This is a genomic window from Streptococcus oralis (genome assembly GCF_026782345.1).
Taxonomy (GTDB): Bacteria; Bacillota; Bacilli; order Lactobacillales; family Streptococcaceae; genus Streptococcus; species Streptococcus oralis_CK.
In genome coordinates this window covers 361,798-377,870 of record NZ_JAKUWI010000001.1, presented here as the reverse complement: position 1 = coordinate 377,870, position 16,073 = coordinate 361,798, and the positions used below count along the sequence as shown (strand labels likewise).

Below are 16,073 nucleotides of genomic sequence, written 5' to 3'. Positions count from 1 at the left end.
TAATGTTTTATAAGACAAAGGAAACTTGTCTTATCAGTTATCTTGATTTTCAATTGTCTTCTTAAGGGCGTTCCAAGCTAGGGTTGCACACTTTATTCTTTGAGGGAATTTGGCAACACCTGATAAGAAGGCCGCATCGCCTAGTTGGTCTTGGCGTTCATCTTTTTGCCCTTGAACCATTTCAGAAAAAATAGTTGCAAGTTCTAAAATTTCTTGCTTGGTCTTCCCTAAAACAGCATCTGTCATCATACTAGCAGAAGCAGTTGAAATCGTGCATCCTGAATTTAGAAAAGCAATATCTTCCAAACGGTCCTCTGCGTCAAACTTAACAGAGAGATTAATAACATCCCCACAGGTTGGATTGTTGAGGCTGATTTGCTCAGCATCATCCAACTTCCCTTGGTGATGGGGATTTTTCGAATGATCTGCTACCACTGCCATATAAAGGCTATCTAGTTTAGAAAGTGCCATTGAAAAACTCCTTTGTCTTTTGTAAGGCATCGACTAGTTTGTCGCAATCTGCCTTAGTGTTGTAGATATAAAAACTTGCGCGAGCTGTTGCTGGGACATCCAAATACTGGAGCAAGGGTTGGGCGCAGTGGTGACCCGCACGAACAGCTACTCCTTCATAATCCAGAGCCGTCGCAAGGTCGTGAGGATGAAGATCGCCTAGGTTAAAGGCAATAACACCCGAGCGTTGCGCCAAATCTTGTGAACCATAGATATTCAGTCCTTCAATTGCCTGCAGTTTTGGATAGACGTATGCAATCAATTCCTGTTCATGGGCTTCAATGGCATCCATGCCAATTTTTTCTAGATAATCCACTGCAGCAGCAAGTCCGATTGCACCTGCCATATTAGGAGTTCCAGCCTCGAATTTCCAAGGCAATTCCTTCCAACTAGCAGATTGCTCATAGACGAAATCAATCATCTCGCCACCAAATTCAACTGGTGACATTTGTTCCAAATACTTTTCTTTACCATAAAGGACACCAATACCAGTTGGACCAGCCATCTTGTGACCTGAAAAGGCAAAGAAGTCCACATCCAAGTCCTGAACATCAATCTTCATATGAGGCGTAGATTGAGCACCATCCACCACCATGATGGCTCCAACATGGTGGGCTAATTGCGTGATTTCTTTGATAGGATTGACCACACCAAGAACATTTGAGGCGTGAGCTAGGGAGACAAACTTGACTTTATCAGTCAATTTAGCGCGCAAGTCATCCATATCCAGAGCTCCATCCTTGAGATAGACATAGACAAGCTCTGCTCCAGTCTTACGGCAGGCTTCCTGCCAAGGAATGATATTGGAATGGTGTTCCATGATAGAAATCAAGACCTGATCTCCCTCAGTCAGGATTTCCTCAGCATAACGCGCTACCCAGTTAAGACTGGTTGTCGTTCCTCTAGTAAAGAGTACTTCCTTTGTAGAGTCTGCATTGATAAACTTACGAATGGTTTCACGAGCCGCCTCATAGGAAGCTGTCGCCCTTTCAGCCAAGGTATGAACCCCACGGTGAACATTGGCATTGTCCTGCTTATAGTAGCGGTTGATTGTTTCCAGAACTGCTAGTGGTTTTTGTGTCGTCGCAGCATTGTCCAGATAGACCAGAGGTTCATCGTTGACAATCTGGTCTAAAATTGGAAAATCCTTGCGAATCGCTTCTACATCTAACATAGGCTTCCCCTTAGCGTTTTGACAATTTTTCTTCGATGGTTGCAATCATTTCATCACGAACTTCCTTGACTGGAATCTCAACGATAACAGATCCAAGGAAACCACGAACAACCAAGCGTTCTGCAGTCGCCTTATCCAAGCCACGGCTCATGAGGTAGTACATATCTTCTGGATCCACCTGACCGATAGAAGCCGCGTGACCTGCAGTTACGTCATTTTCATCAATCAAAAGAATTGGGTTGGCATCCGAACGTGCTTGGTCTGAAAGCATAAGAACACGACTCTCTTGCTGCGCATCTGCTCCCTTGGCACCCTTGATAATGTGGCCAATACCATTGAAGGTCAAGGTAGCTTTTTCAAGGATAACCCCATGTTGAAGGATATTTCCGATTGAGTTGCAACCATAGTTAGTCACTCGCGTATCAATCCCTTGTACTTGACGGCCACTTGAAAGAGCTACGGCTTTAAGGTCAGCATGGCTACCATTCCCAATCAAGTCGCTATCAAAGTCCGCAACAACATTTCCTTCGTTCATGACACCAATGGCCCAGTCAATGCTGGCATCGTTGCCTAGTTTACCACGACGGCTAATGTAAGCAGTGACATTTTCACCTAGACGGTCAATAGCAGCAAATTTCACTTGCGCACCAGAACGAGCAATCACTTCAACTGTGATATTGGCAGTTGCTTTGGCACTACCTCCACCTCTTGACTCTAGACGTTCAAGATAGCTTATTTTAGAGTTTTTACCAGCAATGATAAGGATATGCTTGTTAAACGGCACATCGCTATCGCTGTCTTGGTAGAAAATACCTTCGATTGGCTCTTTAATCTCAACATTATCAGGGATGTAGAGAACAGCACCACTATTAAAGTAAGCTGTATGGTAGGCTGCCAACTTGTCATCGTCATACTTAACTGATGACATGAAGAATTCCTCAATAAGCTCTGGAATTTCTTCTAAAGCTGAGTGAAAGTCTGTAAAGACAACACCTTGTTCAGCTAACTCAACTGGAGTTTGTTCAAAAACAGTTTGCGTTCCTACTTGCACCAACTTCAAGTGATTATCTAAAGCAGTGAAGTCAGGAACATTTGCTGAAGGTTCACTTTCCGTGATGGTTCCATCTCCCAGATTCCAACGGTGAAATTTGACACGCTCAATAACTGGTAATTCCAAACTCTCAATCTTATCAAAAGCTTTTTGACGGAGGTCTGACAACCAGCTTGGTTCAGCATGCATTTCTGAAAAAAGTTTAATAGTTTCTTTAGTCATTTACTTCTCCTAAAAGATACGAGGGAATTACAATTCTTCCTTGTAGTCGTAGCCAAGTTCTTCAGCTAGTTTTGCGTATCCTTCACGTTCCAAACGGGCTGCCAATTCTGGACCACCAGAAAGGACAACACGACCTTCCATCATCACGTGGACCACGTCTGGTGTGATGTAGTTCAAGAGACGTTGGTAGTGAGTGATGATCATAGCACCAAAGCCTTCACCACGCATGGCATTCACACCTTTAGATACAACTTTAAGGGCGTCAATATCTAGACCTGAGTCAATCTCATCCAAAAGGGCAAAAGTTGGTTCCAACATCAAGAGTTGAAGAATTTCATTACGTTTTTTCTCACCACCAGAGAAACCTTCGTTGAGGTAACGCTCTGCCATTTCTTCTTTCATGTTGAGCAATTCCATTTTCTCGTCTAGTTTAGTGATGAACTCACGAATTGAAATCTTTTCATCATCTTCTTTACCAGCATTCATAGCTGCACGAAGAAACTCAGCGTTAGTAATTCCAGGAATTTCTGATGGGTATTGCATAGCAAGGAAAAGTCCCATACGCGCGCGTTCGTCCACTTCCAACTCAAGGATGTTTACGCCATCAAACAAGACCTCACCTTTGGTAACTTCATAGTTTGGATTTCCCATGATAGCGGCAGAAAGAGTCGATTTACCAGTACCATTTGGTCCCATGATAGCAGCGATTTCTCCTGTTTTCAGAGTCAGATTGACTCCTTTCAAAATTTCTTTTCCTTCAATCTCAACGTGAAGATCTTTGATCTCTAATACTGACATGATAATTCCTTTCTTTTTCAGGCTTATTTCCTTTATCCTTTGAGAAATCACTTACATTTCTCTAAAAAATACAAGAAAAGGTCCATAAATATACTCTACTAGTATAACAAAAAAAAGCCTAAAAGGCTTTGATTTTGTCTAGAAGCTTGGAGCTAGTCCTTGCGGTTTAGGTGCTGATCAATGGTGTCTACAATTTTCCCCATCACGTAACTTAACCTAAAATTTCGAAAGAGTAGAATCGCCCAAAAGGCTGCCATGAAATAACGCCCGGTCATCCAGGCTTCATTGAAAAAATAAGTCTCAGCAGCCGTAAATAACGCTATCATAATAAATTGTTGTCTATTCATAAACTTATTGTATCATGAAATCTTTCTTTAGTCTTCCTCTACCTTCACTTTATCAGCCAGAAATTCAAAGCCCTCTGGAATCAGGCTTTCTTCTTCTACCTCTTGATCTGATTGAGAAGACTTGTTTTTAGCTGAAAATGCTGCACGAACCTCTTTCCATTCCTCTAGGGAAATTGCCAGGATTTCAGGTGAAAATCCAGCCGCCTGACTGAGAATATTGCCAAACATGGTATTGAGGTTATCCCGTTTCATGGTTTGCCCAGCATTGAAATTAGACTCAAAGGCTAAAATCGCATGGTGTTCGTTGGCCGCAACTGGCTGAGAACCAACAAGCAGAGCCTTATCAGGACCAGCTAAGCTTTCGATTACCTCTCCCCATGCATTCTGGAGGCGAATCAAGTTTTGCCGTGCCAAATCAGGATGTTCAACAGCTTCTTGTAGGATAGCCTGAACCTTATTACGGTCTACTCGATAGACTGTCTTGGAAGTGGCTGGACGGCTAGGGACTGGCGCCACTTGTTTAGGAGCAGTTCCAACATTGGCAAGTTCTTGTTTAAGACGAGCGACTTCCTGTCTCAGTGCAGAAATTTCACTTTCTACAGCTCCTGAAAGAGCAGATTCAGGCTTAATCTCAGCTAAACGAATGGTCATCATCTCAGCATAAATCTTAGGTTGCAGGCTTGCTTTCATATCTGCCAAGCTCACAGTCGCCATTCGAATCATTTCAAAGAGGCTTTCCTGTGATAAAGCTAGATTGTCCATAAAAACTGGACTATGATGAGTATTTTCACCACCCGTATGGACGACCAGTAAATCACGCAAATACTGTAAAAGATCCGTCACAAAACGAGTCATACTCTTACCATTTTCAAATAAAAGATTCAGAGAATCAAGCGCTTTTGGAACATCCTGCTGAGACAAGGCAGCTACATAGTCATCTAGTGCTGATAAACTAATGGTGCCTGTAATCTCCTCAGAGATAGCAGTCGTGAGCTCATTTCCCTGTGTTAAACTCAAAGCTTGATCCAGAATGGACAAGGCATCCCGCATTCCACCTTCAGCTCGTCTGGCAATGATTTCCACAGCCTCCGGTTCAGAACTGATATTTTCTTTTTCTAGAATATGATAAATATGCTCCTTGATATCTTGAGTTTTAATCGATTTGAACTCAAAACGTTGAACACGCGATAAAATGGTTGCAGGAATCTTATGCAATTCAGTGGTCGCCAAGATAAAGACAACATTTTGAGTTGGCTCCTCAAGAGTCTTCAAAAGCGCATTAAAGGCTCCCGTAGACAGCATATGAACCTCGTCTATGATATAGACCTTATAACGTGCCAAGCTAGGTGCATAGGTAGATTTGTCACGAATTTCACGGATTTCATCAACTCCATTATTTGAAGCCGCATCCATTTCAATAACATCTTCTAGGCTACCTTCTGTCACTGCCTGACAGATATAGCAGTGATTACATGGTTCTCCATCCACTTGATTTGGACAGTTCATAGCCTTGGCAAAAATCTTGGCTACACTGGTCTTCCCTGTTCCACGAGGACCTGAGAAAAGATATGCATGACTAATCTTTTCCTGCTCGACTGCTTGTTTTAGGGTTTTAGCCACCACCTCTTGTCCGACCAATTGTGAAAAAGTTTGGCTTCTATATTTTCGATAAAGTGCTTGATACATTAGGCTTTCTCCTCAAACATCGTAAAGTCCCATTCTGTCTTCTCAAGCAAAATAGCGACAAATTGTTCCAAGTAATCACGGTCAACGGCATTATAATCATCAATAAGTGAAGAATCCAGGTCTAAGACACCCAGTAATCGACCATTCTTAAGCATGGGAACTACGATTTCACTCTTGGCCTTACTATCGCAAGAGATGTAGTTTGGATAGGTGCTCACATCCCCTACTAAAACAGTCTCTTGAAACTCGGCAGCTTCTCCACATACGCCTTTCCCAAGCGAAATGCGAATACAAGAAACACCACCCTGAAAAGGACCTAAAATCAACTCACTACCATCAAATAGATAAAAACCTGCAAATACAGTATTTGGAAAGCGAGATTTTAGGAGGGCGCTAGCATTCGAAAGATTGGCAAGAACATTGCTCTCACCTTCAAGTAAGTAGGAGAGTTCCTCGTTTAACAATTGATAACGTGATTTTTTTTCTGAATCTAACATAAAACTATTATATCAAAAATGAGAAAGAGACAAAAGAAAAATCCCTTGTTTTAAACAAAGGATTTTGTGATTATCAATTTGATTAAAGTTCGATATCACCGAACAAGTCAGCCATTGAGAATCCTGTTTGTGTTTCTGGAAGTTCGAAATCACGTTTTTCTTGACGTTTTGGACGACGTGGACGAGCAGCACGTTTTTCTTCTTTTTGTCCTTCTTCTTGAGCTGGACGTTCTTCAAGAGCTTTGATAGAAAGTGATACGCGTTCTGCGTCAGCGTTAACATCAAGTACTTTAACAGTAACTTCTTGACCAACAGTAAGAGCTTCTTTTGGATTTTCGATACGTTTGTGTGAAATTTGTGATACGTGAACAAGTCCATCGATACCTGGCAAAACTTCAACAAATGCACCGAAGTCAGTCAAACGTTTAACTGTTCCTTCTACTACATCACCTTTAGCCAATTTTTGCTCAACGCCATCCCATGGTCCAGGTGTTGTTGCTTTAAGTGAAAGGGATACGCGTCCTTCTTCTTCATTAAGATCAAGGACTTTAACTTCGATTTCTTCACCAACAGTTACAACTGATTTAGGTGATACGTTACGTTCGTGTGACAATTCAGTCAAGTGAACCAATCCGTCAACACCACCAAGGTCGATGAAAGCACCAAAGCTAGTGATACGAGCAACTTTACCAGTTACGACATCACCAACAGCTAATTTACTGAATACTTCAGCACGAGCTGCTGCAGTAGCTGCTTCAACAACTTCACGACGTGAAAGGATGAAGCGATTTTCTTTAGGGTCAACTTCTTTGATTTTAGCATCAAATTCTTGACCTACGAAACGCTCAGTGTTACGTACGAAACGAGTATCCAACATTGAAGCTGGGATAAATCCACGAACACCTTCAAATTCTACTGAAAGTCCACCTTTAACAGCACGAGTTCCTTTAACAGTAACAACTTCTTCTTCGCGTCCTACAAGTTTGTCCCATGCTTTGCGAGCTTCAAGGCGTTTTTTAGATACAAGGTATGTAACTGTATCAGTATCTTTACCAACTACTTGACGAAGTACAAGAACATCCAATACTTCTCCTACTTTCACAAAGTCATTGATATCTGCATCGCGATCGTTTGTCAATTCGCGAAGAGTCAAGACACCTTCAACACCAGTCCCAGAGATTGCAACGTTAGCTTGAGTCGCATCAACTGTCAATACTTCAGCACTAACAACATCACCAGGCTCAACTTGGCTAACGCTATTTAGCAAATCTTCAAATTCGTTCATCTAAAAAATCCTCCAACAATCAAGTCTTTCCAAACTTGACATACTTATAATTTTTTTCCTAAGCACCCGCAAAGACATGTTCACATCGTTCACGCCTTTCAATTATAAAAATAAAATACCCTAAGATATTTTTCTTTTTATCTTGAACTTATTACCTAAGAACTGGGGTAGCTGGATTCGAACCAACGCATGAGGGAGTCAAAGTCCCTTGCCTTACCGCTTGGCTATACCCCAATGATGAATGGAGAGAGAGGGATTCGAACCCCCGAACCCGAAGGAGCGAATTTACAGTCCGCCGCGTTTAGCCTCTTCGCTATCTCTCCAATGTTCAACGAAGTCTATTATATCATGAAATTTTCAATAAAACAAGTATTATTTTGTCAAATTATAGTTTTCAATCAAAATTTCCACAGCTTTTTCAAGTTTTTTATAAAAACTATCGACATTTCCTTTCTTTATGATGGCAAATTGGCTATCTAATTCGGCAATTTCTCCAATGACCTTTTTCCCAATCGTCAAAACGTATCCTTCATAGCTGTCTTTTCCAACAGTCACTTTTGCATCGGTTAATTGGATTTCAATTTTCTTATCTTTTTTACTCATACTTTACCTCTTTTCACTTTTTCTATTGTACAAGAAAATGCTAAAACTAGCAAGAAAAAACTCCATTTCAGCTATTACAACTGCTATGGAGTTCTTCTTTACTTCGTGTCTTTTAGTCCACTTTGACAATCCATCCCTCTGGTGCTTCTACATCACCAAATTGGATACCCGTCAATTCATCGTAGAGTTTACGTGTAACAGGACCTACCTCTGTTTCACTATAGAAAACATGGAAATCATCGCCATGTTGGATCCCCCCAATTGGAGAAATGACCGCTGCTGTACCACAAGCACCTGCCTCTACAAAACGATCCAAATTATCGATTGGGACATCACCTTCAATCGGTGTTAAGCCCAAGCGGTGTTCTGCCAAGTAAAGCAAAGAGTACTTGGTAATAGATGGCAAGATAGATGGACTCAATGGTGTTACAAATTCATTGTCAGCTGTAATTCCAAAGAAGTTAGCTGAACCGACTTCTTCAATCTTTGTATGTGTAGATGGGTCTAGGTAGATAACATCTGAAAATTGGCGTGACTTGGCCATTTTACCTGGGAGGAGACTAGCAGCATAGTTTCCACCTACCTTGGCCGCACCTGTACCATTCGGAGCTGCACGGTCGTATTCATCCTGAATCAAGAAGTTGGTTGGGACTAAACCACCTTTAAAATAGTTACCAACTGGCATAGCAAAGATGGTGAAAATATACTCTTCTGCTGGTTTTACCCCGATAATATCCCCAACACCAATCAAAAGTGGACGAAGATAAAGGGTTCCACCTGTTCCATATGGTGGGACGTATTCTTCATTTGCACGCACAACTGCTTTACAAGCTTCTACAAACATTTCTGTCGGAACTTGTGGCATCAATAGACGGTCGCAGGTACGTTGCAGACGCTTGGCATTTTCGTCAGGACGGAACAGTTGGACACTGCCATCTTTGGTACGGTAGGCTTTTAATCCCTCAAATGCTTGCTGTCCATAATGGAGACTTGGAGAAGACTCTGAAATATGCAAGGTTGCATCCTCTGTCAATTTTCCTTGATCCCATTGACCATTTTTATAATGAGCGATGTAACGATAAGGTAATTTCATATAAGAAAATCCAAAGTTTTCCCAATCAATTGCAACTGTCATGTGTTTCTCCTTTATACTATTCAAACTATGTGTTCTATTCTACACTTTTCTAGTAAAATTTCAAGTATTATTTGTAATTTTCTGAAAATTTTTTCAACATAAAGAAATCAGCCCCTTGGACTGATTCTTTTTAAGGATTTGCTTTATCCTCTTTAAAGACTTCTTTGAGGTAAGCATCGAAAACTTCCTCATCTGAAATGGTGTCTGAAATAAAGCTTCCATTGCTAGTACGTTCTGACAGGTTCAAGTCTTGCAAGCGACTCTCATAGATTGTTCCCTTGTTAGATTGGACAAGCAGCGTTTGGTCGTTTTCTTCCATTTCTGTACTAAAGAGATCACCAACGAATCCTAGCTCTGCAACTGCTCCAGCCAAGAAGACACGGTGCGGTTTGTTTTTCAACTCACGCAAGACTTGTAGGCCTCGTTTGGCACGGCTGGTCGCTGGAATTTCCTCAATGGAGACGCGTTTCAAGCTTCCACGGTGGGTCAAGAGGTAGAAGGATGAAGTGTTACAGATAAAGGCAGCCTGAAGTGCATCATCTGCTTTCAGGTTCATAGCCTTGACACCCGCAGCCTTGGCACCAACAACCGGAACTTCTTCGATATTGAAACGAAGGGCATAACCGTTTTGACTAATCAAAAGAACATCATCTAGTTTAATCGGAGCCACTGCTATAATCTGATCTGTCTCGTCTTTGAGTTTAGCATACTTGACAGACTTAGACTTGTAGGTCCGCCATGGAGAGAATTCTTTGCGTTCTACACGCTTGATTTGACCAAGGCGAGTCGTTGCAAAATATGTTGTCGCATCATCAAACTGATCCACGACTTCTGCATAGAGTATTTCTTCGTTAGTCTCAAAGTTTGTAATGGTCTGGCTCAGATGCTCTCCGATATCCTTCCAACGAATATCTGCCAATTCATGGATTGGTCGATAAATGACATTTCCAAGAGTAGTGAACATCAAGAGGTGCTGGGTTGTCTTGGCATCTTGCACAAAGATCAGACGATCATCATCACGTTTGCCAATTTCTTCCAGAGTGGAAGCCGCAAAGGAACGTGGGCTAGTACGCTTGATATAGCCTGCCTTAGTCACGCTGACATAGGTATCTTCCTCAGCAATCAAACTAGCTGTGTCAATCTCGATTACTTTTGCAGTATCTTCCAAAGTACTCAAACGTGGTGTCGCAAATTTCTTCTTGACTTCACGGAGTTCTTTCTTCATAAGATTGTACATAGTTCGTTCATCACCGATGATAGCCGCAAGCATGGCAATTTTTTCACGAAGTTCTGCTTCTTCTTCCTGCAAGACAACCACATCTGTATTGGTCAAACGGTAAAGTTGTAAGGTCACGATGGCTTCAGCCTGCTCCTCAGTAAACTCATAGCTGACCTTGAGGTTTTCCTTAGCGTCAGCCTTGTTCTCAGAAGCTCGGATAAGGGCAATGACTTCATCCAAAATCGAAATCACGCGAATTAAACCTTCAACGATATGGAGACGTTTCTCAGCCTTTTCCTTATCAAAGCGTGAACGAGCCAAAATCACTTCACGACGGTGGGCGATATAGCTAGACAAGATTGGGACAATCCCGACCTGACGAGGTGTGAAATTGTCAATCGCCACCATGTTAAAGTTGTAGTTGATTTGCAAGTCAGTGTATTTGAAGAGATAGTTGAGTACGAGCTCGGTATTCGCGTCTTTCTTAAGTTCAATAGCGATACGAAGACCGTCACGGTCAGACTCATCACGAACCTCAGCAATACCAGCTACCTTGTTATTGACACGGACATCATCGATTTTCTTGACTAGATTAGCCTTATTGATTTCATAAGGAATCTCAGTGATAACGATTTGCTCCTTACCACCTTTTAGTTTTTCAATCTCCGTCTTGGAACGAACAACCACGCGCCCTTTCCCAGTTTCATAGGCCTTCTTGATTTCATCACGTCCTTGGATGATAGCCCCTGTAGGGAAGTCTGGCCCAGGCAAGAATTCCATCAACTTATCGACCTTAGCTGTTGGGTGATCAATCATGTAAACCGTCGCATCAATGACTTCAGCCAAATTATGTGGTGGAATATCCGTAGCATATCCAGCTGAAATCCCAGTCGAACCATTGACTAAAAGATTGGGAAAAGCTGCTGGCAGAACTGTCGGCTCTTTCTCCGTATCGTCAAAGTTCCAGGCAAAAGGAACTGTCTTCTTCTCGATATCCTGAAGAAGGTAGCCTGCGATCTCAGACAAACGCGCCTCGGTATAACGCATCGCCGCAGGCGGATCTCCGTCCATAGAACCGTTGTTACCGTGCATTTCAACTAGAATCTCACGATTTTTCCAGTCCTGAGACATACGGACCATGGCATCATAGATGGAACTGTCACCGTGGGGGTGGAAATTCCCCATGATGTTCCCGACAGACTTGGCCGACTTACGGTAGCTCTTGTCAAAGGTATTTCCATCCTTATTCATAGAATAAAGAATACGGCGCTGAACCGGCTTCAATCCATCCCGAATGTCTGGCAAAGCCCGGTCTTGAATGATGTACTTGGAGTAGCGACCAAAGCGCTCTCCCATGATGTCCTCAAGGGACATGTTTTGAATGTTACTCATATAGGATACAAAGCCCGTAAAATGCAAAGTGAAAATAGGAAATTATTGCAGTGAGCGATGCTCACAAGAGAATTTATCTTTTTCACACAGCATTTAGGGCGTGTTCAACTCCTTTCAAAGAATGTAGAGTAGGTTTTTATAGAAAATATGTTCAGTTAAGATACAAAGGGACGTTTCGGCCTGCCGAAAATTTCTGTAGAAAAATAGGAAATCGATGCAGAGTTCGATGAACACAAAGCGATTTATCTTTTTTCCTAAGAAATTAGTCCCGTGTTCAGTTACTAAAAATAACCAAACTATCCTTTCTGTAATTTAATGTGTTTAAAATTTGTTGCATCAGTTAGTAATAAGGAATTTCCACACAGTATTTAGGGCGTGTTCAACTCCTTTCAAAGAATGTAGAGTAGGTTTTTATAGAATAAGGGATAATTTACAGAAATTATCCCCGTGTTCAGTTACTATATATAACTAAACTATCTTTTCTGTAGTTTAATCTTTTAAATTATATACTTTATTTAGTTAGTGATTTGAAAGTCTCTCCTCAGCATACTTAATCATCTTCTCAGCTACTTCCATATCATAGTCAAATCCCATTTTTTGAGCAAGGGACTGAACTTCTTGGTGGAAAAGTTCCATGGTAGCAAATAAAGACTGAGTGATTTTTTCTAAACTGGAGAAATCAAGCAGATTTGAGAATTGCTTCTCTTTCTCAGCAGGTAAATAGTTAAAGAGATACTTATAGTTCTTGCCGATATTGACTCTTCCCCTATCACTGGCTACCTGCCAAGCTAAGACCTTCAAGAGTTCTTGTTGACAAATCCCGTAAAGATGGTCCGTCGCATAGATGAGTTGCTTACGACGAATACCCTTAACCACATAGGCTGATACCCACCAAAATTCATTGCAGGCTTTTTCAAAATCTGTCTGACTAGCAGGACTTGTCCAGTAACGTTGAGGATTTGGAGAATAGGGCGCAAACAAGCCTTTCTCATCTTTCAAAACTGTATAATCAGCTTCACTATCCACCCACTCTTTGATATGCTCTTTGGGGCAGAGGGTTAAATCAATACGATTGCCATCTTCAAAGAGCATGAGGTAGAGAAGACGGTGACCCAGTACATTATACTGTTCAATCAAGCGTTTGCCAAACTGGTTCAACCAAGAAAGGTCACTCGTCAGATTATCTAAGTCGTTCACAACATAGACCACGTCGTAATCCTGAAACTCATCTTTTGGCGCTTTTGTATCAGTTCGTGAACCAGACATGGCAACAGCTTCAACTTGTAAAGATTTGGCAGTCTGTAAAATCACATCGAGCATTTCTGTTTCTGTTCTCATGTTGATACCCATTCATTAAAAACCGACTTAAAACACAGTCGCTTCTTCCAGCGTAAACTTGACATTATCTTCAATCCATTTACGACGTGGTTCGACCTTATCTCCCATAAGGACATTGACACGGCGTTCAGCGCGTGCGAGATCTTCAATCGTGACACGGATAAGGGTACGTGTTTCTGGGTTCATGGTTGTTTCCCAGAGTTGGTCCGCATTCATCTCACCAAGACCTTTGTAGCGTTGAAGGGTAGCGCCTTTACCGAACTTCTTGCGAAGTTCTTCTAACTCACCATCCGTCCAAGCATAAGCTACTTCTTCTTTCTTGCCTTTTCCTTTTGACATCTTGTAAAGAGGCGGAAGGGCGATATAGACATGTCCCGCCTCAACTAGCGGACGCATGTAGCGGTAGAAAAAGGTTAAAAGAAGAGTTTGAATGTGGGCACCATCGGTATCCGCATCGGTCATGATAATGATTTTGTCGTAGTTGGCATCTTCAAGGGAGAAGTCTGCCCCCACACCCGCACCTATGGTGTAAATCATAGTGTTGATTTCTTCGTTTTTGAGGATATCCGCCATTTTAGCCTTGGCGGTATTGATAACCTTACCTCGAAGGGGCAAGATAGCCTGGAACTTACGATCACGACCTTGCTTGGCAGAACCGCCGGCAGAGTCCCCCTCAACCAGATAGAGTTCATTCTTGGCAGGGTTTTTAGACTGGGCTGGAGTCAATTTTCCAGACAACAAGCCCTTGTCTTTTTTATTTTTCTTACCATTTCGGCTCTCATCACGTGCCTTACGTGCCGCTTCACGGGCATCACGCGCCTTGATAGCCTTGCGAATGAGATTGGAAGCTAGTTCTCCATTTTCCATTAGAAAGAAGGTCAACTTATCAGATACTATGCCATCCACAACAGGACGAGCCAGAGGGCTTCCAAGTTTGTCCTTGGTCTGGCCTTCAAACTGCAAATGTTCTTCAGGAACAAGAATAGAAAGAACGGCCGCTAGTCCCTCACGATAATCTGATCCTTCAAGATTTTTATCTTTTTCTTTGAGAAGTCCCGTCTTACGCGCATAGTCGTTCATGACCTTTGTAATGGCAGACTTGAGTCCCGTCTCATGCGTTCCACCGTCCTTGGTACGAACGTTATTGACAAAGGACAAGATGTTATCTGAGAATCCATCATTGTACTGGAGGGCAACTTCCACTTGGAAACCATTGTCTTCCCCCTCAAAGTACAGAACCGGCGTCAAGGTTTCCTTGTCTTCATTGAGGTAAGAAACAAAGTCTTGTACCCCGTTCTCATAATGGAATTCGATTGCTTCATCTGTTCGCTTATCTGTCAAAGACAAGGTCACATTTTTCAAGAGAAAGGCTGACTCATTAAGGCGTTCTGAGATGGTATTGTACTTGAAGTCAGTCGTAGAAAAGATACTGGCATCTGGCATGAAGGTGACTTTGGTACCTGTCTTAGTCTTGGGTGCTGTACCAATTTTCTTCAAAGTCATGGCAGGTTTTCCACCATTTTCAAAGCGTTGCTTATAAACAGCACCATCACGAGTGATTTCTACTTCTAGCCAACTAGAAAGGGCATTAACAACAGAAGACCCCACCCCGTGGAGACCTCCAGATGTCTTATAACCCCCTTGACCGAATTTCCCTCCGGCATGGAGAATGGTAAAGATAACCTCTACGGTTGGAATTCCCATGGCATGCATACCAGTCGGCATCCCACGACCATGGTCCTCTACTGTTAGACTTCCGTCTTTATTGATAGTCACATCAATGCGGTCACCAAAGCCAGACAAGGCCTCATCGACTGCATTGTCCACTATTTCCCAAACTAGATGGTGGAGACCAGCACCGTCGGTCGATCCGATATACATCCCCGGACGTTTACGAACCGCATCCAACCCTTCTAGCACCTGAATGGCGTCATCATTATAGTTATTAATATTGATTTCCTTTTTTGACACAAGGAACCTCCTATTTGTTCATCTTTTCTATTTTACAGGTTTTCTAGGGATTTTGCAAAGTTTTTCCCGTTCAGCTGTCACAATTTTAAAGGATATTCTCATCATTTCTACACTATTTCATGGTATAATAGGTCTATGATGACATTTGTATTATTAATTTCAGCTTATCTACTAGGCTCAATCCCTTCTGGTCTTTGGATCGGACAAATCTTCTTTCAAACAAATCTGCGTGAACATGGTTCTGGAAATACTGGAACAACCAATACTTTTCGCATTTTGGGTAAGAAAGCAGGTATGGCAACCTTTGTAATTGACTTTTTCAAAGGGACCTTGGCCACTCTGCTTCCAATTCTTTTCCACCTACAAGGTGTATCACCTCTTGTCTTTGGACTTTTGGCTGTCATTGGACATACCTTCCCTATCTTTGCAGGCTTTAAAGGTGGTAAGGCTGTCGCAACTAGCGCTGGAGTTGTTTTCGGATTTGCGCCTATCTTCTGTCTCTACCTAGCAGTCGTATTCTTTGGAACCCTCTATCTTGGTAGTATGATTTCCTTGTCTAGCGTTGCCGCTTCTATCGCAGCCGTTATCGGAGTTCTCCTATTTCCACTATTTGGATTTATCCTAGACAGCTATGACCTTCTCTTCATTCTGATTATCCTAGCACTTGCTAGCTTGATTATCATTCGTCACAAGGATAATATCACACGTATCAAAAATAAAACTGAAAATCTTGTCCCTTGGGGATTGAACCTAACCCATCAAAATCCTAACAAATAAAACGCCAGTTTTGAACTGGCGTTTAAAGATATTCAATTACACTAATATCCTAGTGTGATTCTTATTAG

At 42.0% G+C, this 16,073-nt stretch carries 14 protein-coding genes and 2 tRNA genes; 1 reads left to right on the top strand and 15 read right to left on the bottom strand.

The annotated features are described in order from the left end of the window. Nucleotides 1-33: 33 nt before the first annotated feature. The 15 genes from sufU to parE all read right to left on the bottom strand — a co-directional run bounded on the left by sufU (nucleotide 34) and on the right by parE (nucleotide 15,228). The gene (gene sufU, locus MK405_RS01875) at nucleotides 34-471 is read right to left on the bottom strand and encodes a Fe-S cluster assembly sulfur transfer protein SufU (protein ID WP_268704151.1); all 438 of its coding nucleotides are present in this window, start codon (nucleotides 469-471) and stop codon (nucleotides 34-36) included. Next, nucleotides 458-1,684 carry a cysteine desulfurase gene (locus tag MK405_RS01870; protein ID WP_268704150.1) on the bottom strand — a complete coding sequence of 409 codons (1,227 nt, stop codon included), beginning with the start codon at nucleotides 1,682-1,684 and terminating at the stop codon, nucleotides 458-460. Before MK405_RS01870 ends, sufU begins: the two co-directional genes overlap by 14 nt. A gap of 10 nt (nucleotides 1,685-1,694) precedes the next feature. Then, entirely contained in the window at nucleotides 1,695-2,957 is a 1,263-nt protein-coding gene (gene sufD / locus MK405_RS01865) for a Fe-S cluster assembly protein SufD (protein ID WP_084873249.1), read from the bottom strand. A gap of 27 nt (nucleotides 2,958-2,984) precedes the next feature. Further along, nucleotides 2,985-3,755 (bottom strand): Fe-S cluster assembly ATPase SufC, encoded by a 771-nt coding sequence (gene sufC, locus MK405_RS01860; protein ID WP_033606356.1) that lies wholly within the window; start codon nucleotides 3,753-3,755, stop codon nucleotides 2,985-2,987. Nucleotides 3,756-3,907: 152 nt separating this feature from the next. Beyond that, nucleotides 3,908-4,102 (bottom strand): DUF3272 family protein, encoded by a 195-nt coding sequence (locus tag MK405_RS01855; RefSeq protein WP_001081611.1) that lies wholly within the window; start codon nucleotides 4,100-4,102, stop codon nucleotides 3,908-3,910. Nucleotides 4,103-4,129: 27 nt separating this feature from the next. Then, nucleotides 4,130-5,788 (bottom strand): DNA polymerase III subunit gamma/tau, encoded by a 1,659-nt coding sequence (dnaX, locus tag MK405_RS01850; RefSeq protein WP_268704149.1) that lies wholly within the window; start codon nucleotides 5,786-5,788, stop codon nucleotides 4,130-4,132. Beyond that, entirely contained in the window at nucleotides 5,788-6,285 is a 498-nt protein-coding gene (locus tag MK405_RS01845) for a GAF domain-containing protein (RefSeq protein ID WP_268704148.1), read from the bottom strand. Before MK405_RS01845 ends, dnaX begins: the two co-directional genes overlap by 1 nt. A gap of 82 nt (nucleotides 6,286-6,367) precedes the next feature. Next, nucleotides 6,368-7,570 carry a 30S ribosomal protein S1 gene (gene rpsA, locus MK405_RS01840; RefSeq protein ID WP_001001620.1) on the bottom strand — a complete coding sequence of 401 codons (1,203 nt, stop codon included), beginning with the start codon at nucleotides 7,568-7,570 and terminating at the stop codon, nucleotides 6,368-6,370. 162 nt (nucleotides 7,571-7,732) lie between these two features. Next, nucleotides 7,733-7,804: transfer RNA gene (locus tag MK405_RS01835), tRNA-Gln, on the bottom strand. An 8-nt stretch (nucleotides 7,805-7,812) separates the two neighbouring features. After that, nucleotides 7,813-7,893, bottom strand: a tRNA-Tyr gene (locus tag MK405_RS01830). Nucleotides 7,894-7,942: 49 nt separating this feature from the next. Continuing rightward, nucleotides 7,943-8,173 carry a DUF2969 domain-containing protein gene (locus tag MK405_RS01825; protein ID WP_268704147.1) on the bottom strand — a complete coding sequence of 77 codons (231 nt, stop codon included), beginning with the start codon at nucleotides 8,171-8,173 and terminating at the stop codon, nucleotides 7,943-7,945. Nucleotides 8,174-8,285: 112 nt separating this feature from the next. Further along, on the bottom strand, nucleotides 8,286-9,323 hold the full coding sequence (locus MK405_RS01820; RefSeq protein ID WP_326845814.1) for a branched-chain amino acid aminotransferase: 1,038 nt from the start codon (nucleotides 9,321-9,323) through the stop codon (nucleotides 8,286-8,288). Between the two features lie 115 nt (nucleotides 9,324-9,438). Next, the gene (gene parC, locus MK405_RS01815; RefSeq protein ID WP_268704145.1) at nucleotides 9,439-11,919 is read right to left on the bottom strand and encodes a DNA topoisomerase IV subunit A; all 2,481 of its coding nucleotides are present in this window, start codon (nucleotides 11,917-11,919) and stop codon (nucleotides 9,439-9,441) included. 519 nt (nucleotides 11,920-12,438) lie between these two features. Then, complete coding sequence (locus tag MK405_RS01810; RefSeq protein WP_268704144.1) at nucleotides 12,439-13,257, bottom strand: aminoglycoside 6-adenylyltransferase; 819 nt, start codon at nucleotides 13,255-13,257, stop codon at nucleotides 12,439-12,441. Between the two features lie 27 nt (nucleotides 13,258-13,284). Then, entirely contained in the window at nucleotides 13,285-15,228 is a 1,944-nt protein-coding gene (gene parE / locus MK405_RS01805) for a DNA topoisomerase IV subunit B (protein WP_268704143.1), read from the bottom strand. 135 nt (nucleotides 15,229-15,363) lie between these two features. On the opposite strand from parE, the gene plsY reads away from it, so the two are divergent. Beyond that, nucleotides 15,364-16,005 carry a glycerol-3-phosphate 1-O-acyltransferase PlsY gene (gene plsY, locus MK405_RS01800; protein ID WP_167265466.1) on the top strand — a complete coding sequence of 214 codons (642 nt, stop codon included), beginning with the start codon at nucleotides 15,364-15,366 and terminating at the stop codon, nucleotides 16,003-16,005. Nucleotides 16,006-16,073 lie beyond the last annotated feature (68 nt).

What these genes read in the sequence shown, in the direction of transcription:
- MK405_RS01870 (WP_268704150.1), bottom strand. Translation starts at nt 1,684, where the DNA reads ATGTTAGATGTAGAAGCGATTCGCAAGGATTTTCCAATTTTAGACCAG.
- MK405_RS01810 (WP_268704144.1), bottom strand. Translation starts at nt 13,257, where the DNA reads ATGAGAACAGAAACAGAAATGCTCGATGTGATTTTACAGACTGCCAAA.
- sufC (WP_033606356.1), bottom strand. Translation starts at nt 3,755, where the DNA reads ATGTCAGTATTAGAGATCAAAGATCTTCACGTTGAGATTGAAGGAAAA.
- MK405_RS01825 (WP_268704147.1), bottom strand. Translation starts at nt 8,173, where the DNA reads ATGAGTAAAAAAGATAAGAAAATTGAAATCCAATTAACCGATGCAAAA.
- sufD (WP_084873249.1), bottom strand. Translation starts at nt 2,957, where the DNA reads ATGACTAAAGAAACTATTAAACTTTTTTCAGAAATGCATGCTGAACCA.
- parC (WP_268704145.1), bottom strand. Translation starts at nt 11,919, where the DNA reads ATGAGTAACATTCAAAACATGTCCCTTGAGGACATCATGGGAGAGCGC.
- MK405_RS01855 (WP_001081611.1), bottom strand. Translation starts at nt 4,102, where the DNA reads ATGAATAGACAACAATTTATTATGATAGCGTTATTTACGGCTGCTGAG.
- sufU (WP_268704151.1), bottom strand. Translation starts at nt 471, where the DNA reads ATGGCACTTTCTAAACTAGATAGCCTTTATATGGCAGTGGTAGCAGAT.
- plsY (WP_167265466.1), top strand. Translation starts at nt 15,364, where the DNA reads ATGATGACATTTGTATTATTAATTTCAGCTTATCTACTAGGCTCAATC.
- MK405_RS01845 (WP_268704148.1), bottom strand. Translation starts at nt 6,285, where the DNA reads ATGTTAGATTCAGAAAAAAAATCACGTTATCAATTGTTAAACGAGGAA.
- rpsA (WP_001001620.1), bottom strand. Translation starts at nt 7,570, where the DNA reads ATGAACGAATTTGAAGATTTGCTAAATAGCGTTAGCCAAGTTGAGCCT.
- dnaX (WP_268704149.1), bottom strand. Translation starts at nt 5,788, where the DNA reads ATGTATCAAGCACTTTATCGAAAATATAGAAGCCAAACTTTTTCACAA.